Origin of the sequence: Pelagibacterium sp. H642 (assembly GCF_031202855.1) — a bacterium.
Classification (GTDB): domain Bacteria; phylum Pseudomonadota; class Alphaproteobacteria; order Rhizobiales; family Devosiaceae; genus Pelagibacterium.
Window position 1 is genome coordinate 164,079 of the sequence record NZ_CP101829.1, and the last position, 26,857, is coordinate 190,935.

Consider the following 26,857-nt stretch of genomic DNA (forward strand, 5'->3'; position numbering starts at 1 on the left):
GACCGCTCTTCACCCCTGAAGATCGGCCGGCAGCAGATCGGCCGGGATGTTCTGGTAGGACACGGGCCGCAGGAAGCGGCGGATTGAGAGGGTGCCGACCGAGGTGGCGCCGAAGTTTGTCGAAGCGGGATACGGGCCGCCATGCACCATGGCATCGACAACTTCAACGCCGGTGGGGAAGCCATTGGCGAGGATGCGGCCTGCCTTGCGCTCGAGCACCGGCATCAGCTTCTGGCCCAGTTCGGTGTCGTCGCCTTCCATATGCAGGGTACAGGTGAGCTGACCCTGGAGGCTCCCGGCGACCTTGAGCATCTCATCAGCGTCCTTGACACGCACCACGAGGCCCAGGGGACCGAAGACTTCCTCGCCCAGCTCATGGTTTCCGAGCCAGGTCTCGCCGTCCGTCTCGAAGAGATAGGGCGTGGCGTTGCGCAGGTCGCAGGTCGAGGTCAAAAGCTCACGCACGCCGGCCGAGCCGGCGATGCGATCACGACCCGAGCGATAGGCCGTGGCGATGCCGTCGGTGAGCATGGTCTGGGGACCGACTTCCGAGAGCGCACCCTTGGCGGTTTCGACGAAGGTGTCGGCGTCGGGGCCGTCGACCACCACGGCGATACCGGGATTGGTGCAGAACTGGCCGGCGCCCATGGAGAGCGAACCCGCCCAGCCCGTACCGATTTCGGCGCCACGCGCCTTGGTAGCGCCGGGGAGCACGAACATGGGATTGACCGAGCCGAGTTCGCCAAAGAACGGGATGGGCTCAGGACGGGCGGCGCAGAGGTCGTAGAGCGCCCTGCCCCCGCCGAGCGACCCGGTGAAGCCTACGGCCTTGATCAGCGGATGCTGGACCAGCGATGCACCGACCTCGCGATTGCCGCCCTGGATCAGCGAGAACACGCCTGGGTGGATGTCGAACTTTTCGCGCGCGGCGTGGATGGCTTCGGCCACGATTTCACCGGTGCCGGGATGGGCCGAGTGGCCCTTGACCACGACCGGGCAACCAGCAGCCAGCGCAGCGGCGGTGTCGCCGCCGGCGGTGGAGAAAGCCAGTGGGAAGTTGGAGGCGCCGAATACGGCAACCGGCCCGATGGGGCGCTGGACCATCTTCAGATCCGGGCGCGGCAGCGGCTTGCGGTCGGGCAGCGCTTCGTCATGACGGCGATCGAGATAATCGCCCTTGAGGATGTGGGAGGCAAAGAGGCGAAGCTGACCGGTGGTGCGGCCACGTTCGGATTCGAGCCGGGCGGGTGGCAGGCCGGTTTCCTGGCTGCCGATTTCGGTGATCTCGGCGCCGCGCGCTTCGATCTCGTCAGCGATGGCATTGAGGAATGCCGCGCGATCCTCGCGGGACGAATAGCCATAGGACCAGAACGCCTCTTCGGCCGCCTTGGCGGCGCGGTCCACGAGTTCCGGCGTGCCCACGGCGAAATCGTGGGACGGACCGGTCGCCGGCTCGGAAGCGAAGGTCCCCGCCCCTTCTATCCACTCGCCCGCGATCAAGTGCTTCCCGTGCGGTGTGAACGCCATGGTGTAATCTCCTCGGTTTTACGCTGAATGGCCATGGGCGGCTGCCCTTGGGCCGTATGAGTAATGCAGGCACGCAATCATTTCAATTGCCGTGCGACCAGAGCGGCAATCGTATGGGGCTCCGAAGCGCCTAGGCGCGAGCGGCAGTCCAGCTCACGATCTGACGCAGAAGGCCGTCGAGAGCGGAATTGAGCGCGGCCACCACATCGACCTGCTCAAGCGAGGCGGCGGGCACATCGGCCGAGAAGGTCTGGCTGGCCATGACGTTGCGGCTGCGGTCATCGACGAGCTGGATGGCGAGCGACACCCGGGCCAGCGCACCGCCGGTGGTGGTATCGAGCTCGAAAGCGCGAATATCGGTGGAGAGGATCACATCGAGCGCGATGGGATCAGTGGGCTTGCCGATATTGGTGACGCCGGCATCGCGGAAGGTTTGCAGCATGCGGGCCTGGACGAGCAGCGGCAGGGTGTCGGACCATTGGGAGTCGCTGAGATAGCTCAGCACGCCGCCCGGCTGGCGGACGACGATGCGCTGGGTGTCGTAGGTGGCGACGGTGGACGGCTCGCGCACGACGATGGCGCGGTTGGACCGGCGTGGAACGGCGCCGGGGGAGCCGGGGGTGAGGTCATAGGTTACGGGTGCCGAGGCGCCGAGGCTGAGACAGCCGGCCAGGGTCGATGTCAGGCCGATGGCGGCGACGGAAAGAAAGGCGCGGCGTCCGAGTTTGGCTGTCATCTGGCTCTTCCCTTGCTTGTGGTCGTCGCGCTGCTACGGCGTGAAATCGCGCACCGTCTCGCCGCCGAACACCAGGGACTGCGGATTACGCTCGATTTGTTGCATAACGCGGTTGAACAGCTCAAGGCTCCGTATCGCTTCGGTGGCGAGCGTCTGATAGGCGCCCAGGCCGTTGTTGGTGAAGCCGATGATGCCATCGGAAATGGCCAGCGTACGGTCATCCAGAGCGTTGGCGAGTTCTTCGATCGAGACCGCGGCGGCCGAGATGTCAGAAATGAAGCGCTGACCTTCGCTCGACTGCGCGATGGCGTTGAGGCTTTCGGACAGCTCACGGATCGAGGTGGCGGCGGCCGAGAAATCGGCGAACAGATTCTGCCCGTCCTCGGAAGCGACCATGGAATCGACGCGCTGGATGAGCTCTCGCAAGGCGGTCGCGGTTTCGCCGATCTCGGCGAACAGCATCTGCCCATCCTCGGTGGTGATCATGCCATCGATGCGGGCGATGATGGTATCGGCGCGCTCGGTGGCGTTGCCCAGGGTTTCGGTGAATGCGCGGGTGTTGGTCAGGATCTCATCGACATTGGCGGCATTGTTGCCGAGGGCCTGGGAGAAGGCGTCGATATTCTCCATGGCGCGGGCGATGACGTCAGGATCGACCGAGGCCGATGCCCTGTCGATGAGATCGAGCGTGCTCTGGAGGCCGTCCGAGACGCCGGACAGGTTGCTGGCGAGCGCCCGGGCGTCGGTGAAAAAGCCCTCGATGTTGTCGTTGTTGTCGGCCAGGGTCTGGGCGAAGCTGCCGACATTGGCGACGGTGGAGCGCACCTCGTCGGGCGGGATGGCGGCAACGATCTCGCGTATCTGAACAGTAAGATCGCGCAATTCGTCGGCAAGCGGGCCGATGCGCTCACTGGTTTGCGTCATCGAGGCGAGAAAGCCGTCGATGGATTCTGAATTGGACGCCAGGGCCGTCGAGAAGGTTTCCGCATTGGCGATGGTGGTCGAAAGGCTTTCGCGGTTTTCCGATACCAGGATCTCGAGTTCGGCGAAGGTCGAGGAAACGCTTTCGAGCGTGTCGGTGAAATGGCTCACCACGGCGTTGACGTCGAAATCCCCGGCGCCTCCTGCCCCGTTCACGAGCTGGGCGAGACCGGCGGAAAGCTGGTCGATGTTGTTCAGCGTCGAGGCGAGGCTTTCCTCATTGTCGGCGAAAAAGCCGTCGATGCGGGCAAAAGTGGATTCGGCGCTGGCCACGATATCGCGGGCGCCCTCCATGATCATCTGGAAGTCGGAAGCCTCGCCCATCATGGTGGGGATGGTTTCACCCGGGCCGGGCTCGAGCGGGCCTGCTTCGAGCGTTCCGCCCAGGAGCTGGATGTTGGCGATTCCGGTGAGGCCCTGCACTTCGAGCAGGGCGCGGGTGTCGGCCATCACCGGCGCGTCCGCTTCCACGCCAATGCGGGCGACGACCTGGCTGGGGTCTTCGGGATTGATGGCCACCATCTCGACGGTGCCGACCGGCAGGCCGTTGAACAGCACATTGGTGCCGACGTTGAGCCCGGTCACGGCGCCGTCGAAGATGATACGATAGGCGGTGCGCTCACGCACGTTGTCGGCAATGGTGAACCAGTAGATAAAGCCCATGAACCCGGCGATCACCAGGGTCACGAAGGCGCCGACGATGGCGTAGTTTGCTTTGTTTTCCATCGTTCACCTTTGCTCCAGGTGCTTGGCGCGCGGCCCGTGGAAGTACTCGACCAGCCAGGGATCGTCCGCGCCTAAAAGCTCATCGAGCGTACCCACCTTCAAAAGCTTTCCTTTCCCCAATGCAGCGATACGGTCGCAAACCGTGACGAGGCTGTCGAGGTCATGAGTCACCATATAGACCGTCAGTCCCAGCGCGTCCTTGAGATTGAGGACCAGTTCGTCGAACCTGGCAGCGCCGATGGGATCAAGCCCGGCGGTGGGTTCGTCGAGGAATACGATATCGGGATCGAGCGTCAGGGCGCGGGCGAGCGCGGCGCGCTTGATCATGCCGCCGGAAAGCTCGGACGGATAAAGGTTTTCCGAGCCGGGATTGAGGCCCACGAGGTCGATCTTGAAGCGGGCGATCTCGCGGCGGAGCTTTTTGGGGATGCCAAGGTGCTCACGCATGGGAAATTCGACGTTTTCGAGCACGGTCAGCGAGGAGAACAACGCGCCCTGCTGGAAGAGAACGCCCCAGCGCCGCTCGATAGCAACGCGTTCCTTGGTGGGAAGATTGGCGTAGTCCTCGCCGAAAACCTCAATGGCGCCGCCCGTCTTGGGCAGCAGGCCGATGATGGTGCGAAGAGTGACGGACTTCCCCGAGCCCGACGGGCCGATAATGCCGAGCACTTCGCCACGGCGGACATCAAGACTGAAGCCGTCGATCACCTTGCGGCCGCCAAAGGCGACGACGAGGTCCTTGATCGAGATGATGGGATCGGGGAGCGCGCTATCGACCATGACTAGAACCCGATGGCCGCAAAGAACATGGCGAACAGGCCATCGGCCACGATGACCAGAAAAATGGCGCGGACCACCGAAGCGGTGGTGTGACGGCCCAGGGACTCCGAGCTGCCGGCGACCTTAAAGCCTTCATTGACGGCGACGAGCCCGATGATGACAGCCATGAAGGGCGCCTTGATCAGCCCGACCATGAGCGTACGCACGTTTAGGGCACCCTGGAGGCGATCCAAGAAGATATCGAGCGGAATGCCGCCATAGATGAGGGCAACGATGGCGGCGCCGGCCAAGCCCGAAAGGGCGCCGATGAAGGTCAGGAATGGCAGGCCGATCAACAGGGCCAGCATGCGCGGCAGGATCAACACCTGATAGGGATCGACGCCCATGACCGAGAGGGCGTCGAGTTCCTCGCGCATGCGCATGGAGCCCAATTCGGCGGTGATGGCCGAGCCCGAGCGGCCCGCTATCATAATAGCGGCGAGCAGCAGGCCGACCTCGCGCAGCATCAGAATGGCGGCGAGATCGACGACGTAGATGGCGACGCCGAAATTATTGAGTTGAAGGATGGATTGCTGGGTGATGATGGCACCCACCACCACGGAAATCAGCACCACGATGGGCACGGCGCGCAGGGCGATCAGATCGAACTGATTGACCACCGCCGCAAAGCGGAACGGTGCGCGAAACGCAAGCGTCGCGCCGACGGCCGCGAGGGTGCGGCCGAGGACCGCGTGGATGGTCACGAGATCATCGAGCGCGTTAAAGCTCATATGGCCAAGACCATCGAAGGGGCGAAGCAGCCAGGGCAGCTTTGCCGGTCGCTCGATCGGGTGCGCTTCAACCGAATTGACATGGGACAGCAGCGCCGCCTGGGCCGGGCTGGCACCGACGATGGAGGTTTCCACGCCCTCCCCGAAAGCATCACGCCGGCGCACGAGCATCCAGGCACCGACGGTATCGAGGGCGACCACATTGCCAAGATCGAATTCGAGATGATCGGGTCTGCCGATGTCGGCGAAGGCGGCATCGATGCGCGACTGAAGCTGCCTGGCGCGGCGGGTGGTCCATGCTCCAGAGAGCCGCACCACGGTTTTGCCGTCGGCGCGCGAAAGCTCGATCTGCGGCTCCCGGTCTTCGCTCATCAGTTCGGAATCGCCCCTGGCATCCGGCACAATGGCCTCAGTTAGCACGCCAATTTCCCATTGTCACAATCGGAGCGTGCTCAGCCGGCGCAAGGACGGCGAGTGATGCATTTGTGCACGTCGAGGCTCATGCTCGGCCGATTCATGGGCCGGCATCTAGTTGGCGAAGCGGCGGGCTCCGGCGACGCAGAGGATCACGGCAACGGTGACCAGCAACATCAGCGGAGTCACCGACTCGCGCAGCAGCGTTGCCGCCAGGGCAAGGCCGAAGAAGGGCTGGAGCAGTTGAAGCTGACCGACGGCGGCGATGCCACCCTGGGCAAGCCCGCGATACCAGAAGACAAAGCCGATCAGCATGGAGAACAACGAAACATAGGCGAGGCTGAGCCAGGCCGGGGTTCCGATGTTCTCCAAAGTAGGAGGCAGGTAGCGCAGCGTCAGCAATGCCATGATCGGCAGCGAGAGGACGAGAGCCCAGGAGATGACCTGCCAGCCGCCGAGCCTACGCGAAAGCCTTGCGCCTTCCGCATAGCCCAGCCCGCAGACGATGATGGCGGCGAGCATCAAGAGGTCACCCGTGGGTGAGGCCGATACCCCCTGCGCGAGCGCAAAGCCAGCGACCAGGGTGCTGCCGAGTACGGAGAAGATCCAAAAAACAGGTCGGGGCCGTTCGCCGCCGCGCACGACCCCAAAGGTGGCAGTCGCCAACGGCAAAAGGCCGATGAACACGATGGAATGAGCGGATGTTACATGCTGCAGTGCCAGAGCGGTGAGCAGCGGGAAACCGACGACAACGCCTAACGAGACGATGAACAGGGAAAAAAGATCGGCTCGTGCGGGCCGCTTCTGGCGGAAGACAACCAGAAGAACAAACGCCAGAACGCCGGCGATTGCGGCCCGCGCGACGGTGAGGAACACCGGATCGAATTCCTGCACGGCCACCCGGGTGGCGGGCAAGGACCCGCTGAAGATGATGACGCCAACAAGTCCGTTGATCCAACCGCTCGCCGATCTGTCCATTGCCGGGACTCCTATCATATCGCGCGGTCTTTTCGGCTGGAGGCGCTGGATTTTCCAGATACGGATCAGTACAATTCTGAAGAACTGTACTGAGGCAAAGAGCAATACGGGATGGGCGCGCGGATCGAATTGGTGATGACAACGGTTCGGCAGCGGATCGTGACGCGGAACCTGACGCCCGGAGCGAGGCTGCCTTCGATCCGAGCTTTGGCGGGTACGCTCCAGGTATCGGCCTCGACCGTCGCAGAAGCCTACGAACGGTTGGTCGCCGAGGGTGCAATCGTATCGCGGCCCGGCTCGGGGTTTTTCGTTGCCAACAAGACCGCTCCGCTCTCTCTGGCTGGTGCAGGGCCCAAGCTCGACCGGGCTATCGATCCGTTCTGGGTGTCAAGGCAATCACTCGAAGCCGGTGGGGACGATCTCAAACCCGGCTGCGGATGGCTGCCGCCATCCTGGCTCGCCGAAGGCGGTTTGCGCCGCGCATTGCGGAAGGTCGCGCGCGGGCCGATCGCCGATCTCTCCGACTATGGTACGCCGCTCGGCCACCCTGGGTTGCGCTGGCTTGTCGTGCGGCGGGCGGCCGAACGAGGCGTCGAGGTGCCGCCCGACCAGATCGTGCTCGTGGAATCGGGAACGCAGGCGATCGATCTATTGTGCCGGTTCCTCCTCGAGTCCGGCGACACAGTCTTGGTGGACGACCCGTGCTACTTTAACTTTCATGCGCTGTTGCGAGCCCACCGCGCCCGCATGGTTAGCGTGCCGTACACGCCGAATGGACCGGACGTCGAGGCATTGGCGAGCGTGCTGGCCGAACATCGACCGCGGCTCTACATCACCAATTCGGCCATCCACAATCCCACGGGAGCGACGCTTTCGCCGGTCATCGCGCATCGGGTACTCAAGCTGGCCGAGGAATTCGGGCTCACGATCATCGAGGACGAGATTTTCGCCGATTTCGAGGAAGCCCCCGCCTCGCGGTTGGCTGCATTCGATGGGTTGGAGCGGGTGATCCAAATCGGGAGCTTTTCCAAGACGCTGTCGGCTTCGGCGCGTTGCGGATACATCACGGCGCGGCGCGATTGGATCGAAGGGTTGATCGACCTCAAGATCGCCACCTCGTTCGGCGGCGGACGGCTCAATGCGGAACTGGTGTATGGCGTCCTGAGCGACGGCGGTTATCGCAAGCACATGGACGGGGTTCGACGGCGCCTCGCCAAGGCGATGTTCGAGACCACTGCGAAACTGAAGGATATCGGCATCGAGCCGTGGATGGAGCCGCGGGCGGGTCTGTTTCTATGGTGCAGGCTGCCCCACGGCCGCGATGCAGCGGAGGTGGCGCGGGCGGCGCTGACGCGGAACGTGGTACTGGCTCCAGGCAATGTGTTCAGCCTCTCGCAATCGGCTGGCGGCTTTATGCGCTTCAACGTCTCGCAAATGCTCGACGAGCGGATCTTCGAGGTGCTGCGCGCGGTGGTCACGTAGCGTAGACCGAGCCAAAGCGCGACATTTTTACACATGCCTGAACGGCGCCGACCGCGCGTGTTGGCGCAGACAAAAACCGGCTAAATCAGTCACAGTTGCGTCATAAGTTCGTACATTTAGCTTTCAGCCCAAAATTTGCTCACACGCTTAAGTCTGCATTCGTTGTGAGCACAAACGCTTGACGTCACTGCGTTATTCCGCTTGCATTCGCATCAGATGGCCAAACCGGACGGCGCTTGTTTGCCGCTTTCCAGCCATCGCGAACGAAATTCCGAGGGGTCGGAGATTTTGTTCGTACAAAGGAGGGATGTATGGACAGGGTGGATACGCGGCGCTCGACGCCGCTGCATCGGCAATTGGCCACGGTCATGCGCGGGCGGATCGCTTCGGGCCAGTATGCGGTCGGCACCACCATCCCAACCGAACAGACCCTCGCCCAATCGTTCAATGTCAGCCGGGCTACCGTGCGGCAGGCGATCAAGTCTCTGACCACCGAAGGGCTGCTCAAGGCCAAGGCAGGGGTCGGCACGCTGGTGATCAGGGCGCAGGCCCCGGTGAAAGCGGCGACACTGCGGGGGCTGACCGAGGATTTGCGCCAGCAAGGGATCGCCACCTATGCGCGCACCCTCTCGGCCCAATTCGAAACGGCTACTCCGGCGATCCGCAAAGCGCTGGAACTGGTGCGCGACGAACGCGTGCTGCACCTGACGCGGGTGCGAGACATTGCCGGGTCACCGCTGGCCCTGCTCAACTCCTACATCCCGGAATCGGTGGGGCTGATGCCTGACGAGAATTTTTCCGGGCCGCTCTACGAACTCGTCGAGCGCAGCCACCGCCTGCACATCATCTACGGCAAGGACTCGATCGGCGCGCGCGTGCCCACCACGCTGGAGCGCGAACTGCTGCAGATCACCGACGACACACCGGTCCTCACCATCCGCCGCACCGCGTATCTCGAGTTCGACCGGCCCATCGAATACGTGGAGGCCGCGATCCGCTCCGACCTCTACGAGTATAACATTACCCTTAGTAGATAAAGGACTGATCTTTATGAGTAATCTCACCGCCGAGCTTCTCGGGTCGATCTCGGTCGACGAAATGTGGAAGCATCTTGAAAAGCTGTGCGAATGGGATCGCAGCACCGGCACCGAGGGAGAGCTTGCCGCGGTCGACTACGTCAGGTCCGTCCTTGAATCCTATGGTTTGCCGGTCACCGTCCACGAATACCGGGCCTATATCTCACATCCGATCAAGGGCGGTCTGGAGGTCGAGATCGGCGGCGAAAAGCAGACGATCGCCGCCAAGACCCGCGCCTTCAGCGCCAATACACCGGCCGAAGGTGTTTCGGGGGCGCTGGTTTCGATCCAGGGCGGCAAGAACATGTTCAAGGCCGACAACGCGGTGAATCTCATTTCGCCGGAGACCGTGGGCGGCAAGATCGTCATTTCCGAGTCCGGCTCTCGCGGATCGATGTTGGCCGCCAAGAATGCCGGCGCTTTGGGCTATATCCATATGTGGCCGAGCGACGAGGACGTGATCCACGAGGGAATCGTCACCCCCGTCTGGGGGACGCCGACGCCGGAATCGGCGGGCAACATCCCGAACTTTCCGATCATCTCGATCAAGCATAATGACGGCGTGCGGCTGCGCGAGGCGCTGGAGAAGGGCACGGTCAACGCCACGCTGCATTCGGTGACCAAAACCGGGTGGGTGAACGTCAAGATGCCGGTGACGGAAATCGCCGGGAAAGAAGACGATTTCGTTCTCGTCGCCGGCCATATCGACTCCTGGCACTATGGCGCAACCGACAACGCGACCGGCAATGTCTCCTGCCTCGAATTGGCCCGCGTGCTCAAGCAGCATCAGTCTCAGCTCCGCCGTGGCGTGCGCATCGCCTGGTGGGTGGGACACTCGACCGGCCGCTATTCGGGATCGACCTGGTATGCGGACAATCATTGGGACGAACTCGATGCCAATTGCGTCGCCTACATCAATATCGACTCGCCCGGCTCGCTCGGCGCCACCGACTATTCGGAAGTGACCGCCGTGCCCGAGACGGCTGCCTTGGTAACCGATGCGGTGGTCGAACTCACCGGGCAGACGCCCCATATCGACCGTCCGATGCGGGCCGGCGACCAGTCATTCTGGGGCGTGGGGCTGCCGTCGCTGTTCATGCTGCTCTCGAACCGCCCCGAAGGCCAGCGCGCCGCCGTGGGCGGGTGCGGCATGGGCTGGTGGTGGCACGCCGAGGAAGATCTTGTCGACAAGGCCGACCGCGACGTGCTGCTCAAGGACACCAAAATCTACGCCCATGCGCTGCTGCGGCTGACGCAGGACGAGGTGTTGCCGCTCGATCTCGATGCCCAGGTCGCTGACCTCAAGCAGCAGGTGAGCGCCATCGCCCAGGAAGCGGGCAGCCATATCGACCTTTCGAGCGTCACGGCGAACCTCGATACGCTGGGCGGCGAACTGGCCAAGATCAAATCCATGGCGCCGGGCAAGGCGAACGAAGCGATCAAAACAGTTTCGCACGCGCTGACGGCACTCTCATTCACCTATGGCGACCGGTTCGATCACGACCCGGCCATGCCGCTGCCGGCCTTCCCGACGCTGGATGGCGCGAAAAAGCTGGCCAAGCTCGATCCGGAGTCCAACGACTACGGGTTTCTTTTCAACCGGCTGATCCGCAACCGCAACATGGTCAATCATGAAATCAAGCGGGCAATCGCGGCCTGCCAGGCCTAGACGCGCTTAACGCGACAAAGCCCGGGCGGGGAGATCGCCCGGGCCAATAACAACAAGACGACAAGTGGACTTTCAAAGAGAGGACTTCAAGATGCTCAGACTCGCCGCAGGACTTGCGGCCCTGGCCATGCTTCTGCCGGGCGCCATGCCCGCACAGGCTCAGACGACGGGCGGCACGTTCAGCCTGCCCATCAATGATGACCCGCAGATCTGGCCGGTTGCCGGTGGTCTCTACAACATCCTCGTCAACAAGGTCGTCTATAGCGGGCTGGTCCGCTATGACCTCGAAACGCTCGAGCCGGTCGGCGATCTCGCCGAGAGCTGGGAGGTTTCCGAGGACGGGCTGACCTATACCTTCACGCTGCGCGACAATGTGCTCTGGCACGATGGCGAGCCGTTCAACGCCGATGACGTGGTCTTTACGATCAACGAGATCTGGACCAATGAGGCGGTGCCCTACTACCTCGCCAACAATTTCCGCCTGATCGAGGAGGCGACCAAGGTCGACGACTTTACGGTGGAGGTTTCCCTCAGCCAGCCGCAGCCTTCGCTGCCGGTGCTGATGGGATACAATGCGGCGGTGCTGCCCGAACATCTGCTGTCGGAACTGACGCCGGAGCAGTTGGTCAATCCGACCGAATTCCTGCAGAACCCGGTGGGGACGGGGCCGTTCAAGTTCGTCGAATATTCGCCGGGCGCATATGTGCAGCTCGCGCACAACGAGGATTATTTCGACGGCGTACCTCATCTCGACGCGATGACGTTCCGGATCGTGCCCGATGCCAACGCGCAGCTTGCACTGTTGCAGTCGGGTGAGGTCGACCTGGTGGTGATCGAGCCGTTCCAGCTCGAAGCGATCGAAAACAACCCCAACGTCCAGATCCAGAGCGTGCCGGTCAACCGCCACGAATTCGTTGCGATCAACAACGGGGTCGAAGCGCTCTCGGATGTCAACGTCCGCAAGGCGCTGACCATGGGGCTGGATCGCGAGACGCTGTTGCAGGCAGTGTTTGCCGGACGCGGCACCGTTGCAACCGGGCCGTTCACGCCGGCAGTGGGCTGGGCCTATGACACGAGCATAGAACCCCTGCCCTATGATCCCGAAGCCGCCGCCGCGCTGCTCGACGAAGCCGGTTGGGTTTTGGGGGGCGACGGCATCCGGGCGAAGGACGGCGTGCCGCTGAGCTTTACGCTGCTCTACGATCCGTCAAACCCCACGCGGGCCCGCACGGCCCTGGTGGCACAACAGCAATGGGGCGCGCTGGGCATCCAGATCGGGTTCGAGACCTCGGAATACCGCGCGATCGTCGAGCGTATCCGGCAATCGCCGCCGGACTACGAACTCAACCCCAACTACCTGATCGCTCCGCCCGATCCGGACGGCATCGCCAACTATTATCTTTCGGACTCGCTGGCCAACTCCTGGGCCTACAACAATCCGGAAGTCGATGCGCTGCTCAACGAAGGGGCGACGACGGGAGATCAGGCTGCTCGCGCCGAGATCTACAAGCAGGTGCAGGCGATCATGCATGAAGACCAGCCCAATGTCTTCACGGTCTATCCCGACGAAATCCAGGCCCTGAGCGCCGCAGTCGAGCGGTTCCCGGAGGCGGGGTATCGCGACGCCCTGGGGTGGGCGCACCTGATCTCCAAGAGCCAGTAAGAAGCGAGAACGAACGTGGGCAGGTACGCCATCCGCAGAATACTGGAAGCGACGGCTCTGATCCTGGTGATCACCATGGCCACGTTCGCGCTCATCAGCTCGGCCCCCGGTGGGCCGAGCATCCTTCTCGATCCCAACATGACGCCCGAGGACACGGAACGGCTTCGGACGCTCTACGGGCTGGATCGCCCGATCCACGAGCAGTACTTTCGCTGGCTGTGGCAGGTGCTGCAAGGAAATCTGGGCTTTTCTCTGGGGGTGGGGCGGCCGGTGGCCGAACTCATCGCCGGGGCGTTGCCCGCCACGTTGCTGCTTTCGGGGCTGGCTCTTCTGGTTGCCGTGCTGGTCGCCGTTCCCCTCGGCATCGTGGCGGCGGTCCGGCGCAATAGCTGGATCGACCGGACGCTCACGACCGTCAGCTTCTTTGGGTTGTCGCTGCCCGTGTTCTGGTACGGGCTGATGCTCATCATCATTTTCGCGGTGATCCTGCGATGGCTGCCGGCGGGCGGCATGTTCACGCCCGGCAATGCCACCCCGCTCGATCTGCTGCTCCATCTCATCCTGCCGGTGATCGCGCTTTCCACATCGCTCATGGCCGAACTGGTGCGCTACACGCGTTCAGCGATGATCGGCGTGCTGCGCCAGGATTACGTGCGCACCGCGCGCGCCAAGGGCGTCGCCGAGAATGTGGTGATCACCCGGCACGCGTTCCGCACGGCGATGATCCCGGTGGTGACACTGTTAGGGCTGCTCATTCCTCGACTGATCGGCGGAGCGGCGGTGACCGAGACCGTGTTCACCTGGCCGGGCATGGGGCGGCTGGCCGTTTCGGCGGCGTTCAACCAGGACTTCCCCACCATCATGGGCATCACGCTGGTGATTTCGGTGACGGTTGTCCTTTCCAACCTCATCGTCGACCTCCTCTACGCAAAGTTGGATCCCCGTGTCAGCTATCAGTAAACCTTCCGCCCCTGTCGCCAAGCGCTCGACCTCGCCGCTGGCCAGGAGCTGGCGCAGCTTCTGGCGCCGGCCGGGCACCGTGATTTCGGTGGCGGTGCTTGCGCTATTGACGCTGGCGGCGGTCTTCGCGCCGTGGGTTGCGCCGTATGAACCGGCCGAACTCGACATGTTCAACATGCTCGCCGGACCCTCGGCCACGCACTGGCTGGGGACGGACGAAAATGGCCGCGATATCCTCTCTCGCCTGATCTATGGCGGGCAGGCCTCGCTCTCGGTGGGGCTGGCGAGCGTGGTGGGCGCGGTGATCATCGGGGCGACGCTGGGTGGGCTGGCGGGCTTTCTCGGCGGCTGGGTGGATTCGGTGATCAGCCGGTTCATCGACGGCATGCTGTCGATCCCGATGTTCTTTTTCCTGCTTACTACGCTGTCGCTGTTCGGATCGTCGCTTACCAATCTGATCCTTGTGATCGCGGCGACCACGTGGATGCCGGTGGCGCGGATCGTGCGCGGGGAAATCACCGCCAATCGCGAACATCACTATGTAGAAGCGGCCACCGCGCTCGGCGTGCCCAGGCTGACGATCCTGTTCCGGCATGTGCTGCCGCAATCGACTCCGTCGATTATCGTCGCGGCGACACTCGGGATTGCCGAAGCGATCATCGTGGAATCGGCGCTCTCCTATCTCGGGTTCGGCGTGCGGCCGCCCACGCCTTCGTGGGGCAACATGCTGGCGGATGCGCGCGGCTACATTTTTCAGAACCCTGCCATGACCGTCTATCCCGGCGCGCTGATCTTCATCTGCGTGCTGGCCTTCAACACCATCGGCGACGCCCTGCGCGACGCGACCGACCCTCGCAAATAGGATCCCTCACAATGCGTATCTGCTTTCTGGGCACCAACGAACGGCTCGAATATCTCAAGGGACATGCGAGCCCTGGCGTCGAGCTCGACAATATGGCCGATTATGTCGGCAAGGCTTCCCGCCCCTCCTCGATCGAGAGCCGCATGGAAGAGATAGAGTTGGCCCAATGGGTGATCGAGCGGACGATGGAGGCCGAGCGGCGGGGTTTCGATGCTGTGATTACCGGCTGCTTTGCCGATCCGGGCGTGGACGCGGCGCGGGAGCGAGTGCGCATCCCGGTGATCGCGCCCGGAGAGACGGCGATTTTGACGGCGCGGATGCTGGCGCACCATTTCTCGGTGATCACGCCGCTGCCCCAGACAATACCTATTGCGCGCGAGCAGGTGCACAAGGTGGGGATCGAGCGGTTCGTCGCCTCGATCCGTCCGTTCGGCGTGGCGGTGGAGAAAATCCGCGACCGCGATGCCGAAACGATCGACAAGCTGATTGCGCTGGGGCGCAGATGCGTGGAGCGAGATGGTGCGGAGGCCATCGTCTTTGCGTGCGCGAGCATGTCGCTGCTGACCGACATCGTGCAGCCGGAGATCGGGGTGCCTTGCGTCAATTCCGTACGCCTGTCGCTGCGGGCAGCCGAAATGCTGGTTGGAGCGGGGCTGACGCATAGTCCTGTGACCTTCCCTGTCCCCGTCAAACTCGATCACCAGGCCTAGACCATGCATATCCGTTCCGTCGCGGTTGCGATTACCGAATTGGCCAACCAGACGCTCAAGACATCCTATGGGTCGAACGTTTCGATCCGCCGCCATATCTTCGTTGCGGTGACCGCCGAGGACGGAACCGTCGGTTATGGGGAAGGCTCTCCCCTGCCCCATTTCAGCGGCGAGCGCGCCGAGGAGATGAAAAGCGTCATCGAAGCGGTGTTCGCGCCAGCGCTGATCGGGCTCGAGGTGTTCGAAACCGAGCGGGCGCAATTGGCGCTGGAAAAGGCGCTGCCGCACCATCATGCGTCCAAGGCGGCGCTGATGAATGCGCTGGTCGACCTGCAAGGTAAGCTGGCCGGCCTGCCGGCGGCGGCATTGCTGGGCGGCGCGGTTTCCAAGCGCATTCCGGTGGGCGGGGCCGTCGGCATCGAAGACCGGGATGCGGTTGCCGCGCGGGTGCGGGAGCTGTGGGCGCAGGGGATCAGGACATTCAAGTTCAAGATCGGCGGCGATGTTGGCCGAGACATCGATGTGATCCGCATGCTGCGGGGGGAATTTCCCGAGAGCCTGGAAATCCGGGCCGACGCCAATGCGGGGTTCACCTTTCCCGAGGCGCAGCAATTCCTCCGCGCCGTGGGCGATTGCCGGCTGCAATATCTCGAGCAGCCCCTAAAGCCTAATGATCGCAAGGGGTTGGCGCGGCTGCGCGAGTTCGGGACGCGGATCGCGGCCGACGAGAGCCTGTTCGGGCTCGAAGACGCATTCGAATTGGCAGCGAAACGAGCGGTGGATGTGTTCATCGTCAAGCTGATCAAGCTGGGCGGACTGCATCAGGCGCGCAAGGTGGTGGCGCTGGCCGAGGCGGCGGGGATCGCCTGCGTGGCGGTGAGCCCATATGAAACGGCGTTGGGCGTGGCGGCGAACTTGCACTTGGCGGCGACATCGACGGCTTTCCCGTTTGCGGCGGAGCTTGGCGTGGGCGTTTCTTCGGTGGCGCTGGAAGGGAGCGACGGGATCGTCGTCGAGGATGGTTTCGCACTGCTGCCCGAGGGAAAGGGCCTGGGCATTGGCATGCCCGCCGCATTGTTCGATGCCGCGCCACCTCAACGCGGGGCGGTTGCATGATTGACGACGAACAACTCCTCTCGATCCGGGATCTTCGGACCTATTTCGACGCGGATGGGGAGACGGTGCGGGCCGTCGATGGGCTGAGCCTCGACGTGGGCTATGGGGAAACGGTCGCGATTGTCGGGGAGTCAGGTTCGGGCAAGTCGGTGACCAGCCTTTCCATCATGCGCCTGCTCGATCAGGCGACGAGCCGGATCGCTGGCGGCAGCATCGTTTTCGAAGGCTCGGACCTGCTGGCCAAGTCTGCCGACGAGATGCGGGCGATCCGTGGCAACGAAATCTCGATGATCTTTCAGGAGCCGATGACGAGTCTCAACCCGGTCTATACGGTGGGCGAACAGATCGCCGAGGCGGTGCGGCTGCACCAGCGCCTTTCTCCCGAGAAGGCATTGGACCGGGCGGCGGAAATGCTCGACCTGGTGGGGATATCCGAGCCGCGCAAGCGGCTGGGGTCATTTCCGCACGAGATGTCGGGCGGCATGCGGCAGCGCGTGATGATCGCCATCGCGCTCTCGTGCAATCCCAAGCTATTGATCGCCGACGAGCCGACGACGGCGCTGGACGTGACCATCCAGGCGCAGATCCTCGACCTTATGCAGACGCTGCAAAAGCAGGTGGGAATGTCGATCCTGTTCATCACCCACGATCTGGGGGTGGTGGCCGAAATCGCCGACAAGGTGGTGGTGATGTATGCGGGGCGTGCGGTGGAAGATGGACCGGTGGAGGAAATCTTCGCCCACCCGCGCATGCCTTATACCGCCGGGCTGCTGCGCTCCGTGCCACGGGTCGATCGGGCTGCCGAGCATCAGGAGAGGCTCTATGCCATTCCAGGCAACATTCCGGTGCCGACCAATCTGCCCGAGGGGTGCAGTTTCCATCCGCGGTGCGATTATTGCCAGCCACGCTGCGTTGCGGCATTGCCGCCGCTGGAAACGGTGAACGCGCAGCATCGGGCCAGATGCGTACGCTGGCGCGAACTCGATTTGCGCGAGAGGGTTCCGGCATGAGCGCCCCTGCCCCGCTTTTAAGAATCGAAAACCTTTCCAAGCTCTATCCGGTCAAGGCCGGGCCGTTCTCGCGCAGCCGGGAAACCGTCAAGGCGGTTCAGGATTTCAGCCTCGATATCGGCAGAGGCGAGGTGATCGGGCTGGTGGGGGAATCGGGCTCGGGCAAGACCACGCTCGGTCGATCCATCCTGCGGCTGATCGAGCCGACATCGGGCACCGTGCGGTTCGATGGCGTGGACATCACCAAGCTCGGGCCGCGCGAGATGCGCGAGTACCGGCGCAGGATGCAGATCATCTTCCAGGACCCGTTCGGGAGCCTCAATCCGCGCTTTACCGCCGAGCGGATCATTGGTGAAGCCATCGACACGCACAGGCTGGCCCGGAACAAGGGCGAGCGGCAGGCACGGATCGTGGACCTGCTGGAGAAGACGGGACTCAGTTCCAGCCATCTGACGCGCTATCCGCACGAGTTTTCGGGCGGACAGCGCCAGCGGATCGGGATCGCGCGAGCACTGGCGGTGGGGCCGCAATTCATCGTCGCGGACGAGCCGGTTTCGGCGCTGGATGTTTCCGTGCAGGCGCAGGTGCTCAACCTGCTGCAGGATCTAAAGCGCGATCTCGATCTCACCATGCTGATGGTGGCGCACGATCTGGGCGTTGTGGAATATGTATCGAACCGGGTGGTGGTGATGTATCTGGGGCGGATCATGGAGGTGGCGCCGGCGCGCAAGCTTTATGCCAATCCGATGCATCCCTACACGCGGGCACTGCTTTCAGCGGTGCCCGTGCCTGACCCCACCAAACGCCGGACGCGCACGATTTTGAAGGGTGAGATTCCGAGTCCGATCCACCCGCCGTCCGGGTGCGTGTTCCGCACGCGATGTCCGCTGGCTATCGATGAATGCGCCAAGGTCGTTCCGCCGCTCGAGGCGGTGAGCGAGGGGCATTTGAAGGCCTGTATCAGGACTTAGGCTGCTTGGGCTTGCGTCGCGCTGCCGCTGGATTCCGGGAATGAACAAATCCCGGAATGACAGTTTGGTTAGAGCAAGATCTTCCGTCCAATCGATTGGAGGCTGACAGCATGCTGTCAGCCTAATCGCTTCAGTTCGTCTTGACGCCGGGCAGGTCGAAGGTTGCGACCATGTTGGCGAAGGCGAGCTTGTCGGTGTCGGAGGCCGAGGTGATCTCGGTTGCCTTGTTCAGCAGATCGCGGAATTCCACGACGGCATCGCTGGCGTTATCGACCGGTAGCGGCTCGCCCTCATAGCGGGCAACGAAACGGGCTGCGACGCGGCCGAGCAGTGCGAGAATGGCGGCGTTTTCGGCGTCCTCTCGCGCGAGCTGCTGTGCCTTGCGGTGAAATTCGGCGTAGGTCCGAATGCCGCCGTTCTGCTCGTTTAGCCATCCGTAGAGGTCGTGCACACCAAGTCTCCTATCCTTTGTGCCCGGTGGCCAGTTCTCTGGACACCGGAAACCGGCGTGTATATCAAAAGTGAGACGCTGAGGAAAGGGGACCGGATGCCGAACCAATTCGAGGAAATCGGAAGCCGCTTGCGGGCCTATCGCATGGGCAAAAACCTAAGCGCCGACGATATCGCAGCCCATCTGGGCATATCCCGGGCGGCGGTCTATCGCCTGGAGAAGGGCGAGATCGTCAAGATCCAGATTCTCGAGTCGATTTCCAAATTTTTGGACGTTTCCCTGCCCTCCCTGCTCGGCGTGGGCGTCGAGTATTACAGCAATGCCTTGTCGTTTTTTGAACGGATGCGGCAGCTCGAGGAAAAATCGCTGCACCTGTTGGGCAATTTTTCGCCGGTGTCCTCATTACTGCTGTCCCCCGACTATATGGATTATCTGCGGCTGATGCTGATCGAGGCGATTTCGGGCACGGTGGCCGACCGGGAGGCCGAGATCGCGAGAATCGACAAGATTCTCGATCTGCTCAGAGAACGTCGCGCGAGCGTGATTCGTCGACGGGTTCCCGTGGTTTCGATCGTGGGCAGCCAGGATATCGAACGCTTCCTGCTGCTCGGCATGGTGGGGCGGTTCGACCTGCCGCCCGAAGTGGTCGCTGAACGGCGGGCGGCGGCCCGCGCCGAGATCGAGCGGCTGTGCGAAACCATGGAGCGCCAGCCGATCGGAACCCAGATCGGCATCGTCGACGGGCAACCTCCAAGCCAGACCTTCCAAATCTATGAGCGCGAAGACGATTCAGCGGTGACACTCTCGCCCTACCGGCTGGGGGACCAGCCCAATATCTCCTCCGGGATCGCCATCGTCACATCGGCACCCGAAGCAGTACGGCACTTCAAGGAAACGCTCGACGCACAATGGGCATTGGCGAGAAAAGGCGTGGACGGAGCGGAGATGCTGCGGCGTATTCTTGACCGGACCGGAAGCATTGCCGCCTGACCCGAGCGATTGACAAGATCGGCCGGTTCACGCATTGTCTCAAAAATGAGACAGCACAGTTTTGCCGACGTTCCGCCGGTTGCGGACGCCTTTTCAGCCCAGGTCGCCGACACCGCCGCGCGGGTGGTCGCCAACGACTGGGTGAACGCCGAATACAAGCTTATCGTCCTTGATGCGCCGGGGCTGGCCGCGACGGCCGAGGCCGGGCAGTTCTTCAACATCGAATGCCCTGTGGTGGGCGAGGACAAGCCGTTCTTCCGCCGGCCGATGAGTACTTATGCGGCCGACGCAGTGACGGGACGGGTCGAATTTCTCTACAAGGTGGCTGGTGCGGGAACGCGGGGGCTGGCGGCGCTGGAGCCCGACGAGACGACCCGCATTCTCGGACCGCTTGGTGTGGGCTTTACCCTGCCCGAGGACATCGGTTCCATTGTCGTACTGGGTCGCGGCGTTGGGTTGGCGACGCTGGCGCCGCTGGCGGAAATGGCGCGCGGGCGCGGTGTGGCGGTGACGGCGATCGTCAGCGCGCGCGGGCCTGAGCAGGTTCTGTCGGTCGAGCGCTTCCGCGATGCCGGGGCAGCGGTGGAAATCGTACTCGATAGCGACGGCAGCAGCGACATGGCCAATGTGGAAGCCATTCTGCGGCGGCTGCACGCGGAAGGCCGGGCCGATGGGTTTTACACCTGTGGCTCGAACCGGCTGATGCTTTTGATGCAGAACCTGGCGGCTGAACTGGGCATCTATGGCGAAGTGGCCATGGAGCAGCAGATGGCCTGCGGATTGGGCATGTGCTTTTGCTGTGTGCGCAATTTCAATGTCGAGGGCGAGATCGTTTCCAAGCGCGTCTGCTGGGACGGGCCGGTGTTTCCGCTGGCGGAGGCGACCTCATGGTAGATCTAGCCGTCGACATGGGCCGAGGCCTGGTATTGGCCAATCCGGTGATGCCCGCTTCGGGAACATTTGCCGAAGGGCTGGCCAAGGTGGTCGATCTCAACGGGCTCGGTGCGCTGGTCACCAAGACGATCACAGCCGAACTGCGCGGGGGCAATCCGGTGCCGCGCGTTTCCGAAGTCGCCAATGGGATGCTCAATTCGATCGGCATTCCTTCCAAGGGCATCGATCATTTTCTCGATGAGACCCTGCCCTTCTATCGGCAATTCTCCAGCCCGCTGATTGTTTCGATTTCGGCGCCGACGGTGGACGATTTCGCGCGGGCGGCCGAGCGGCTCAATGTCGAGGGTATAGCGGGGATCGAGGCCAATATTTCGTGCCCCAATATCGAAGAGGACGGCAAGGCCTTCGCCATGCGGCCCGGAACGACCGAGCAGGCGGTTTCCGCCATGCGCAAGATGACGGAATTGCCGCTCTGGGCCAAGCTCACACCCAACACGGGCGACATTGCCGCCGTGGCGCGCGCGGCCGAGGCGGCCGGGGCGGATGGCCTGGTGGTGGGCAATACGATCCTGGCGATGAGCGTGGACATCGAAACCATGCGGCCGACGCTCGGCAATGTTATGGGCGGGCTGTCGGGCCCGGCGGTTAAGCCGATCATGCTGCGCATGACGTATCAATGCGCGCGGGCTGTGGACATTCCAGTGATCGGCTGTGGCGGGATCGCCAGCGCCAACGATGCCGTGGAATACCTGCTGGCCGGGGCGCGCGCCGTTCAGGTCGGGACGGCGACCTTTATCAAGCCGGGAACCATGGACGAGGTGATCGCCGGGATTGCCGCCTATTGCCGGCGCAAGGGGTTCAACCGCGTGGTCGAGATGATCGGCGCACTCAACGCCGAGATGATGGCGCCCGACGTGATGGAGGCGGCCCAATGAACCTCGCCTCGCCGGTGCCCGAGATCGATTGGACGGGCTTTGACTCCGAACACGCGCTTGCCGAGGCGATTTTCGCCGAGTTGGCGCGCCAGACCGGGGATGGCGTGGGCATCACGCGCGAATGCTATTCCGATCGCGAGGATGCGGCACTAGCCATTTTCTCGGCCGTGGCGGAGGCACATGGACTCCTGATCGACACCGATCCAGCTGGAAACCTCATAGTCCGGACGCCTGAGGATGACGGGTCTCGGCCCGCGCACTATATCGGCTCGCATGCGGATTCGGTGCCGCAGGGCGGCAATTACGATGGCGCGGCGGGAATCATTGCGGGGCTGATCTGCCTTGTACGACTACGTCAGGCGGGACGCGAACTCACAACGCCGGTGCGGGTGCTGATGCTGCGCGGCGAGGAAAGCGCCTTTTACGGGCGGGCCAATATCGGGTCGCGGGCGCTGTTCGGCATTCTGGACGGCAAGGATCTCGCTGCCCGCTCGAGCGGCGTGGGGCGAACGCTGGCCGAAGCCATGGAAGCGACGGGCATCGATATCGAGCCGATCCGCGAAGGCAGAACACTGTTCGATGTGAAAAAGGCCGCGAGCTATCTCGAGCTGCATATCGAACAGGGTCCCGTGATGACCGACCGCGAGTTGCCCGCGGCGGTCGTCTCGGGAATCCGTGGCAATCTACGGCACCGGCGCGTGGTGTGCCGAGGAGAGGCCGGGCATTCGGGCACTATTCCGCGCTGGTTGCGCAAGGATGCGGTGTTCGCCTTCGCCGACCTGGTGGGCCGGCTGGACGAGCACTGGCGCGTGCTGCTGGAACGCGGGCTCGACCTGGTGGTGACCACGGGGATCGTGGGCACCGATCCGGACGAGCACGCGATCAGCCGTATTCCGGGCGAGGTCATGTTCTCGTTCGAGGTCCGCAGCCAGAGCCACGACACGCTGGAAGGGTTTTACGAGCTGTTCCGCTCCGAATGCCGAGCCGTCGGGCAGCAGCGGGGCGTGGTGTTCGAGTTCGACGATCGGGTCTATACCGAGCCTGCGCGAATGGATACCAAGGTGATCGAGATGCTTTCCAAAGCGGCCAGCGAATGCGGGCTCGACCCGCAGACCCTGCCCTCGGGCGCCGGGCACGACGCGGCGGTATTCGCCAATGCGGGCATTCCCTCGGGGATGGTGTTCGTGCGCAACGCCAACGGCTCGCACAACCCGCACGAAGCCATGGATATCGATGACCTCATCAAAGGCATCGATGTGCTCTATAAGGCCGTGACGTCGTCCAACTGATTCTCGTTTCTTGTCGCGAGGTCGAACCGAAAAAGTTTGCAACTTTTTCTGACCCACTCCGAAAGGCACCCTATGAGATCGATCACCCTGCGCAAGCCTGTGGACTTGCACGTTCATTTCCGCGACGGGGCAGTGCTGCAATCGGTGGTGCCCTATACGGCGCGGCAGTTCGAGCGGGCGATCGTCATGCCCAATCTCGTGCCGCCGGTGACGACGGCGGCGTTGGCGGAAGCTTATCGCGAGCGGGTGCTGGCGGCAGTGCCCGAAGGCGTCGATTTTACGCCGATGATGACGTGCTATCTGACCGATGACACTGACCCCGGTGATCTGGTCGCCGGGCACCGGGACGGCATCTTTGCGGCGGCCAAGCTTTATCCGGCGCATGCGACGACCAATTCGGCGCATGGGGTGACTTCGGTGGAAGGCCTCGATCCGGTGTTTGCGGCCATGGCGGAAGCAGGGATGCCGCTATTGACGCATGGGGAACTGGTGCATCCGGAGGTCGATATCTTTGACCGGGAAGCGCGGTTCATCGACGATATTCTCGCGCCCCTACTCGACCGGCACCCGACGCTCAAGGTGGTGATGGAGCACATCACGACCGAGCAAGGGGCTCAGTTCGTGGCCAGCCGCGGCGATCGGATCGCGGCAACGATCACGCCGCAGCATCTGCTCTATGACCGCAACGTGCTGTTCGAGGGCGGGATCAGGCCGCACTATTACTGCCTGCCCATTCTCAAGCGGCGCACGCATCAGCTCGCCCTGCGCAAGGCGGCAACGAGCGGGTCCGCCAACTATTTCCTGGGCACCGATACCGCGCCGCATCTCAAGCACTTGAAAGAAGCGGCATGCGGCTGCGCGGGGGTGTTTTCCGCACCGGTGGCGGTCGAGGCGTATCTGAAGGTGTTTGCCGAGGAAGATGCGTTGGACAAGTTCGAGGCCTTCGCTTCGCTCAATGGGCCGGCCTTCTACGGCTTTGCGCCCTCGGAAACCCGTGTCACCTATGAGGAGCGGGCGTGGACGGCACCGGAAAGCGTTTCAGTGGAAGATCAGGAAATTGTCCCGCTGTTTGCCGGCGAGCGTGTTGACTGGACTTTAAGCGCAGGGTTATAGCGAACCGGTTGCACTCAATTTAACCGCCGTGGCGGCGCTGGATCTTCGGTTCGGCGGCCGCGATTTTGCGCGACCGCACCAAAGACAAGATGAAGGGACCCTCATAGCATGAGCACATTGCGCCTCAGCGACGACAAGAAGGCCATCGCCCGGCAGACCGCCCGGATGATGCTGGAAATCAACGCCATCCATTTCAACGCCGAGCATCCCTTCGTCTTCACCTCGGGCTGGGCCAGCCCGGTTTACGTCGACTGCCGCAAGCTCATCTCCTACCCGCGTCTGCGTTCCAAGCTGATGGATCTGGCCGCGCACACGATTGCCACCGAGATTGGATACGAGTCGATCGATGTGGTGACCGGTGGCGAGACGGCGGGCATTCCCTTCGCCGCTTGGATCGCCGACAAGCTGATGCTGCCCATGCAGTATGTGCGCAAGAAGGCCAAGGGGTTCGGCCGCAATGCGCAGATCGAGGGTGAAGTGGTGACCGGCGCGCGCACGTTGCTGGTCGAGGATCTGGCGACCGATGGGCGCTCGAAGGTGATGTTCGCCGATGCATTGCGCAAGGCGGGAGCCCAGGTGGATCACTGCTTCGTGGTGTTCTTCTACGACATCTTCCCCAAGAGCCACGATTTGATGAAGGAGCTCGGCATCGAGTTGCATTACCTCGCCACATGGTGGGATATCCTCGATGCAGCCAAGGAATCCGGGCATTTTGATGCCAATACGCTTAACGAAGTTGAGAGCTTCCTCAACGATCCGGCGACGTGGTCGGCGGCGCATGGGGGGATTTCGGAGTTTGCGCCGGCCAGCAAGGGCTGAGCGCTTCAAAGCTTCAAAAAAATGGGCCGCCCAGTGGGCGGCCCTTTTCTTTAGGGCGCCAGGAGGCGCGGGAGGAACATAGAGATATCAGGCAGATAGCTGATGACCAGCAGGGCCAGAAGGTTCACGATGATGAACGGCATGATGCCCGAGATGATCTTGGTGACCGACTCCCCGAGGGTCGAGGAGGCGACAAATATGTCGAGTCCAAAGGGCGGTGTTATCATGCCGATGCATGTGTTGAGGCATACGATGATGCCAAAGTGAATCGGATCGATTCCGAAGCTCTGCGCCACTGGAAAGAGAGCGGGAACCAGGATCAGCATCGTCGAGTTGGGATCGATGAACATGCCGGCGACGAGGAACAAGACGTTCACGATCAGCAGGAACACGATCCAGTTGGCATCGATCATCTCAAGGAAATCGATGACCATGGCGGGAAGCTGGGCCAGGGTGATGAAGTAGGCGACGATCGAGCCCATGGCGAGGAGCACGAAGATGGTGCCCGTAGTCACCGCGGCGCCGGTCGCGACATTGATCACGTCCTTAAAGCTCATGTGGCGGTAGATGACCACTTCGACCAGGAGGGCGTAGGCGACGCTGACGGCGGCCGCCTCGGTGGGAGTGAAGAGGCCCGAATAGATGCCGCCCAGCATCACCACCGGCAGACCCATGGCCCAGATGCTGCGGCCGATGACCTTCATGCGTTCGCTCCAGGGCAGCGGAGCATCGCCGGTCAACCCGTTGCGATAGGCGTAGATCAGCACATAGGCACAAAAGACCAGCGAGAGGAAAACGCCAACGACAAGACCGGCGGCAAAGAGCGAGGCCACCGAGGTGCCGGTAAGCCAGGCATAGATGATCAGCGTGATCGAAGGCGGGATCAGCAGCGCAACCTCCGAGGAGGAAACGATGAGGCCCAGGGAGAATTTGTCGGAATAGCCCTGGCGCTTGAGTTCGGGATAAACGATGCCGCCCAATGCGGCCACGGTAGCGGGCGCGGAGCCTGAAACCGAGCCGAAGGCCGCGGCGGTCGCGACGGTTGTCAGGCCCATGCCGCCACGGCGATGGCCGAGAAAGGCACCGACGAGGTTGGTGAGGTGCCGGGCGATGGAGCCCTTGGACATGATCTCGGCGGCGAAAATGAAAAAGGGGATGGCGAGCAGCGTCGAATGATTGATGCCGCCGACGATGCGCTGACCGTAGATGAGGTCGGGCATCGTTGAATAGAAGAACTCCTTGGTGAGAATCCCCGGCAGGCCGAGAACGATGAGCATCTCAAAGCCGAGGAAAAGCAGCGCCATGGCGCCGATAACGATAGCGGCGATCAACATCAGTGCGCGGCTCCAGAGGGTTGCGACCAGCGGTCAAAAAGCCCGAACAGGCTCAAGGCGTAGCGCAGCGCCAGGAGCAGGAAGCCGGCGGGGAGCGCGTAGTAAAGGATGGAGGCGGGAATTCTCAGCGTGGGGCTGAACTGGCCTGTTCGGGCCACGTTCTGCGCCATCTCCAACCCGACCCAGGCGATATAGAGCGAGAGCACGAGGCCAGTCAGATCGATGATCCGCCCAAGCCAAAGCCGGAGCGTGGGACTCATGCGCTCGAGAAAGCTGGTCATGGCGATCTGCCGGCCTTCCTGTAGCGCAAGGCCAAGCGAGAGGAACACCAGCCAGACCATCATGTAGCGAGCGCCCTCATCGACCCAGGCGACGTTGCGCGCATACTCGGGTACGATCTCGCGCACCAGAACGCCGCCGACGGTGATGATCACCATCGTCAGCATCAACAAGGCGAGCGCTATCCGCTCGAACGAAGCAAGGGCGGCCAGCGCTCTTGCCACTGTATCTTTCGGGTTCATCTGATTGGCACCCCTATTTAACAAGAAGAGGCGCCAAGCTGTATCCAACTCGGCGCCCGTTCGAAACTTGCGGAGCGCTT

The 26,857-nt window shown here is 62.8% G+C and carries 25 protein-coding genes; 16 read left to right on the top strand and 9 right to left on the bottom strand.

Translation table 11 applies throughout. The features are described 5' to 3' along the window. Positions 1 to 9: 9 nt before the first annotated feature. The 6 genes from NO934_RS00865 to NO934_RS00890 all read right to left on the bottom strand — a co-directional run bounded on the left by NO934_RS00865 (position 10) and on the right by NO934_RS00890 (position 6,912). Entirely contained in the window at positions 10 to 1,527 is a 1,518-nt protein-coding gene (locus NO934_RS00865; protein ID WP_309161635.1) for an aldehyde dehydrogenase (NADP(+)), read from the bottom strand. 130 nt (positions 1,528 to 1,657) lie between these two features. Further along, complete coding sequence (locus NO934_RS00870; RefSeq protein ID WP_309161636.1) at positions 1,658 to 2,263, bottom strand: ABC-type transport auxiliary lipoprotein family protein; 606 nt, start codon at positions 2,261 to 2,263, stop codon at positions 1,658 to 1,660. Positions 2,264 to 2,296: 33 nt separating this feature from the next. Then, on the bottom strand, positions 2,297 to 3,970 hold the full coding sequence (locus tag NO934_RS00875; RefSeq protein WP_309161637.1) for an MlaD family protein: 1,674 nt from the start codon (positions 3,968 to 3,970) through the stop codon (positions 2,297 to 2,299). A 3-nt stretch (positions 3,971 to 3,973) separates the two neighbouring features. Continuing rightward, a complete protein-coding gene (locus NO934_RS00880) occupies positions 3,974 to 4,750 on the bottom strand; it encodes an ABC transporter ATP-binding protein (RefSeq protein WP_309161638.1) in 777 nt (258 codons plus the stop codon). A 2-nt stretch (positions 4,751 to 4,752) separates the two neighbouring features. After that, complete coding sequence (locus NO934_RS00885) at positions 4,753 to 5,940, bottom strand: ABC transporter permease (RefSeq protein WP_309161639.1); 1,188 nt, start codon at positions 5,938 to 5,940, stop codon at positions 4,753 to 4,755. Between the two features lie 108 nt (positions 5,941 to 6,048). After that, entirely contained in the window at positions 6,049 to 6,912 is an 864-nt protein-coding gene (locus tag NO934_RS00890) for a DMT family transporter (protein WP_309161640.1), read from the bottom strand. Between the two features lie 111 nt (positions 6,913 to 7,023). Here NO934_RS00890 and NO934_RS00895 point away from each other — a divergent pair, with 111 nt between their 5' ends. The 10 genes from NO934_RS00895 (at position 7,024) to NO934_RS00940 (ending at position 18,431) form a co-directional block, all read left to right on the top strand. Next, positions 7,024 to 8,394: a PLP-dependent aminotransferase family protein gene (locus NO934_RS00895; RefSeq protein WP_309161642.1), complete on the top strand. Its 1,371-nt coding sequence runs from the start codon at positions 7,024 to 7,026 to the stop codon at positions 8,392 to 8,394. Between the two features lie 311 nt (positions 8,395 to 8,705). Continuing rightward, positions 8,706 to 9,431, top strand: a complete 726-nt coding sequence (locus tag NO934_RS00900; protein ID WP_309161643.1) for a GntR family transcriptional regulator — start codon at positions 8,706 to 8,708, stop codon at positions 9,429 to 9,431. A 13-nt stretch (positions 9,432 to 9,444) separates the two neighbouring features. Next, a complete protein-coding gene (locus NO934_RS00905; protein ID WP_309161645.1) occupies positions 9,445 to 11,139 on the top strand; it encodes a M28 family peptidase in 1,695 nt (564 codons plus the stop codon). 91 nt (positions 11,140 to 11,230) lie between these two features. Continuing rightward, the gene (locus tag NO934_RS00910; RefSeq protein WP_309161647.1) at positions 11,231 to 12,802 is read left to right on the top strand and encodes an ABC transporter substrate-binding protein; all 1,572 of its coding nucleotides are present in this window, start codon (positions 11,231 to 11,233) and stop codon (positions 12,800 to 12,802) included. Positions 12,803 to 12,817: 15 nt separating this feature from the next. Continuing rightward, positions 12,818 to 13,762: an ABC transporter permease gene (locus NO934_RS00915; protein ID WP_309161648.1), complete on the top strand. Its 945-nt coding sequence runs from the start codon at positions 12,818 to 12,820 to the stop codon at positions 13,760 to 13,762. Beyond that, positions 13,746 to 14,624 (top strand): ABC transporter permease, encoded by an 879-nt coding sequence (locus NO934_RS00920; RefSeq protein WP_309161649.1) that lies wholly within the window; start codon positions 13,746 to 13,748, stop codon positions 14,622 to 14,624. The genes NO934_RS00915 and NO934_RS00920 overlap by 17 nt, the downstream gene beginning before the upstream one ends. Positions 14,625 to 14,635: 11 nt before the next feature. Further along, complete coding sequence (locus NO934_RS00925; protein WP_309161650.1) at positions 14,636 to 15,334, top strand: aspartate/glutamate racemase family protein; 699 nt, start codon at positions 14,636 to 14,638, stop codon at positions 15,332 to 15,334. 3 nt (positions 15,335 to 15,337) lie between these two features. Next, on the top strand, positions 15,338 to 16,450 hold the full coding sequence (menC, locus tag NO934_RS00930; protein ID WP_309161651.1) for an o-succinylbenzoate synthase: 1,113 nt from the start codon (positions 15,338 to 15,340) through the stop codon (positions 16,448 to 16,450). Then, the gene (locus NO934_RS00935) at positions 16,447 to 17,460 is read left to right on the top strand and encodes an ABC transporter ATP-binding protein (RefSeq protein ID WP_309161653.1); all 1,014 of its coding nucleotides are present in this window, start codon (positions 16,447 to 16,449) and stop codon (positions 17,458 to 17,460) included. Before menC ends, NO934_RS00935 begins: the two co-directional genes overlap by 4 nt. After that, positions 17,457 to 18,431 (top strand): ABC transporter ATP-binding protein, encoded by a 975-nt coding sequence (locus NO934_RS00940; protein WP_309161654.1) that lies wholly within the window; start codon positions 17,457 to 17,459, stop codon positions 18,429 to 18,431. Before NO934_RS00935 ends, NO934_RS00940 begins: the two co-directional genes overlap by 4 nt. Before the next feature lie 130 nt (positions 18,432 to 18,561). Here the strand turns inward: NO934_RS00940 and NO934_RS00945 are convergent, their stop codons facing one another. Next, positions 18,562 to 18,882 carry a hypothetical protein gene (locus NO934_RS00945; RefSeq protein ID WP_309161656.1) on the bottom strand — a complete coding sequence of 107 codons (321 nt, stop codon included), beginning with the start codon at positions 18,880 to 18,882 and terminating at the stop codon, positions 18,562 to 18,564. A 96-nt stretch (positions 18,883 to 18,978) separates the two neighbouring features. On the opposite strand from NO934_RS00945, the gene NO934_RS00950 reads away from it, so the two are divergent. From NO934_RS00950 to NO934_RS00975, 6 genes are all read left to right on the top strand, one after another. Further along, complete coding sequence (locus NO934_RS00950; RefSeq protein ID WP_309161658.1) at positions 18,979 to 19,872, top strand: helix-turn-helix transcriptional regulator; 894 nt, start codon at positions 18,979 to 18,981, stop codon at positions 19,870 to 19,872. 45 nt (positions 19,873 to 19,917) lie between these two features. Next, a complete protein-coding gene (locus tag NO934_RS00955; RefSeq protein ID WP_309161659.1) occupies positions 19,918 to 20,766 on the top strand; it encodes a dihydroorotate dehydrogenase electron transfer subunit in 849 nt (282 codons plus the stop codon). Beyond that, positions 20,760 to 21,701, top strand: coding sequence for a dihydroorotate dehydrogenase (locus NO934_RS00960; protein WP_309161660.1), 942 nt, complete (start codon positions 20,760 to 20,762; stop codon positions 21,699 to 21,701). Before NO934_RS00955 ends, NO934_RS00960 begins: the two co-directional genes overlap by 7 nt. Continuing rightward, positions 21,698 to 22,990: a hydantoinase/carbamoylase family amidase gene (locus NO934_RS00965; RefSeq protein ID WP_309161662.1), complete on the top strand. Its 1,293-nt coding sequence runs from the start codon at positions 21,698 to 21,700 to the stop codon at positions 22,988 to 22,990. Before NO934_RS00960 ends, NO934_RS00965 begins: the two co-directional genes overlap by 4 nt. Before the next feature lie 72 nt (positions 22,991 to 23,062). After that, entirely contained in the window at positions 23,063 to 24,103 is a 1,041-nt protein-coding gene (gene pyrC / locus NO934_RS00970; protein ID WP_309161663.1) for a dihydroorotase, read from the top strand. Positions 24,104 to 24,211: 108 nt separating this feature from the next. Continuing rightward, the gene (locus NO934_RS00975) at positions 24,212 to 24,922 is read left to right on the top strand and encodes an orotate phosphoribosyltransferase (RefSeq protein ID WP_309161664.1); all 711 of its coding nucleotides are present in this window, start codon (positions 24,212 to 24,214) and stop codon (positions 24,920 to 24,922) included. A 50-nt stretch (positions 24,923 to 24,972) separates the two neighbouring features. Here the strand turns inward: NO934_RS00975 and NO934_RS00980 are convergent, their stop codons facing one another. Continuing rightward, entirely contained in the window at positions 24,973 to 26,256 is a 1,284-nt protein-coding gene (locus tag NO934_RS00980) for a TRAP transporter large permease (protein ID WP_309161665.1), read from the bottom strand. Further along, positions 26,256 to 26,777, bottom strand: a complete 522-nt coding sequence (locus NO934_RS00985) for a TRAP transporter small permease (RefSeq protein WP_309161667.1) — start codon at positions 26,775 to 26,777, stop codon at positions 26,256 to 26,258. Before NO934_RS00985 ends, NO934_RS00980 begins: the two co-directional genes overlap by 1 nt. Between the last annotated feature and the right edge of the window lie 80 nt (positions 26,778 to 26,857).

Coding starts and splice junctions, on each gene's coding strand:
- NO934_RS00865 (WP_309161635.1), bottom strand. CDS start 1,527: ATGGCGTTCACACCGCACGGGAAGCACTTGATCGCGGGCGAGTGGATA.
- NO934_RS00870 (WP_309161636.1), bottom strand. CDS start 2,263: ATGACAGCCAAACTCGGACGCCGCGCCTTTCTTTCCGTCGCCGCCATC.
- NO934_RS00875 (WP_309161637.1), bottom strand. CDS start 3,970: ATGGAAAACAAAGCAAACTACGCCATCGTCGGCGCCTTCGTGACCCTG.
- NO934_RS00880 (WP_309161638.1), bottom strand. CDS start 4,750: ATGGTCGATAGCGCGCTCCCCGATCCCATCATCTCGATCAAGGACCTC.
- NO934_RS00890 (WP_309161640.1), bottom strand. CDS start 6,912: ATGGACAGATCGGCGAGCGGTTGGATCAACGGACTTGTTGGCGTCATC.
- NO934_RS00895 (WP_309161642.1), top strand. CDS start 7,024: ATGGGCGCGCGGATCGAATTGGTGATGACAACGGTTCGGCAGCGGATC.
- NO934_RS00900 (WP_309161643.1), top strand. CDS start 8,706: ATGGACAGGGTGGATACGCGGCGCTCGACGCCGCTGCATCGGCAATTG.
- NO934_RS00905 (WP_309161645.1), top strand. CDS start 9,445: ATGAGTAATCTCACCGCCGAGCTTCTCGGGTCGATCTCGGTCGACGAA.
- NO934_RS00910 (WP_309161647.1), top strand. CDS start 11,231: ATGCTCAGACTCGCCGCAGGACTTGCGGCCCTGGCCATGCTTCTGCCG.
- NO934_RS00925 (WP_309161650.1), top strand. CDS start 14,636: ATGCGTATCTGCTTTCTGGGCACCAACGAACGGCTCGAATATCTCAAG.
- menC (WP_309161651.1), top strand. CDS start 15,338: ATGCATATCCGTTCCGTCGCGGTTGCGATTACCGAATTGGCCAACCAG.
- NO934_RS00935 (WP_309161653.1), top strand. CDS start 16,447: ATGATTGACGACGAACAACTCCTCTCGATCCGGGATCTTCGGACCTAT.
- NO934_RS00940 (WP_309161654.1), top strand. CDS start 17,457: ATGAGCGCCCCTGCCCCGCTTTTAAGAATCGAAAACCTTTCCAAGCTC.
- NO934_RS00950 (WP_309161658.1), top strand. CDS start 18,979: ATGCCGAACCAATTCGAGGAAATCGGAAGCCGCTTGCGGGCCTATCGC.
- NO934_RS00955 (WP_309161659.1), top strand. CDS start 19,918: ATGAGACAGCACAGTTTTGCCGACGTTCCGCCGGTTGCGGACGCCTTT.
- NO934_RS00960 (WP_309161660.1), top strand. CDS start 20,760: ATGGTAGATCTAGCCGTCGACATGGGCCGAGGCCTGGTATTGGCCAAT.
- NO934_RS00965 (WP_309161662.1), top strand. CDS start 21,698: ATGAACCTCGCCTCGCCGGTGCCCGAGATCGATTGGACGGGCTTTGAC.
- pyrC (WP_309161663.1), top strand. CDS start 23,063: ATGAGATCGATCACCCTGCGCAAGCCTGTGGACTTGCACGTTCATTTC.
- NO934_RS00975 (WP_309161664.1), top strand. CDS start 24,212: ATGAGCACATTGCGCCTCAGCGACGACAAGAAGGCCATCGCCCGGCAG.
- NO934_RS00980 (WP_309161665.1), bottom strand. CDS start 26,256: ATGTTGATCGCCGCTATCGTTATCGGCGCCATGGCGCTGCTTTTCCTC.
- NO934_RS00985 (WP_309161667.1), bottom strand. CDS start 26,777: ATGAACCCGAAAGATACAGTGGCAAGAGCGCTGGCCGCCCTTGCTTCG.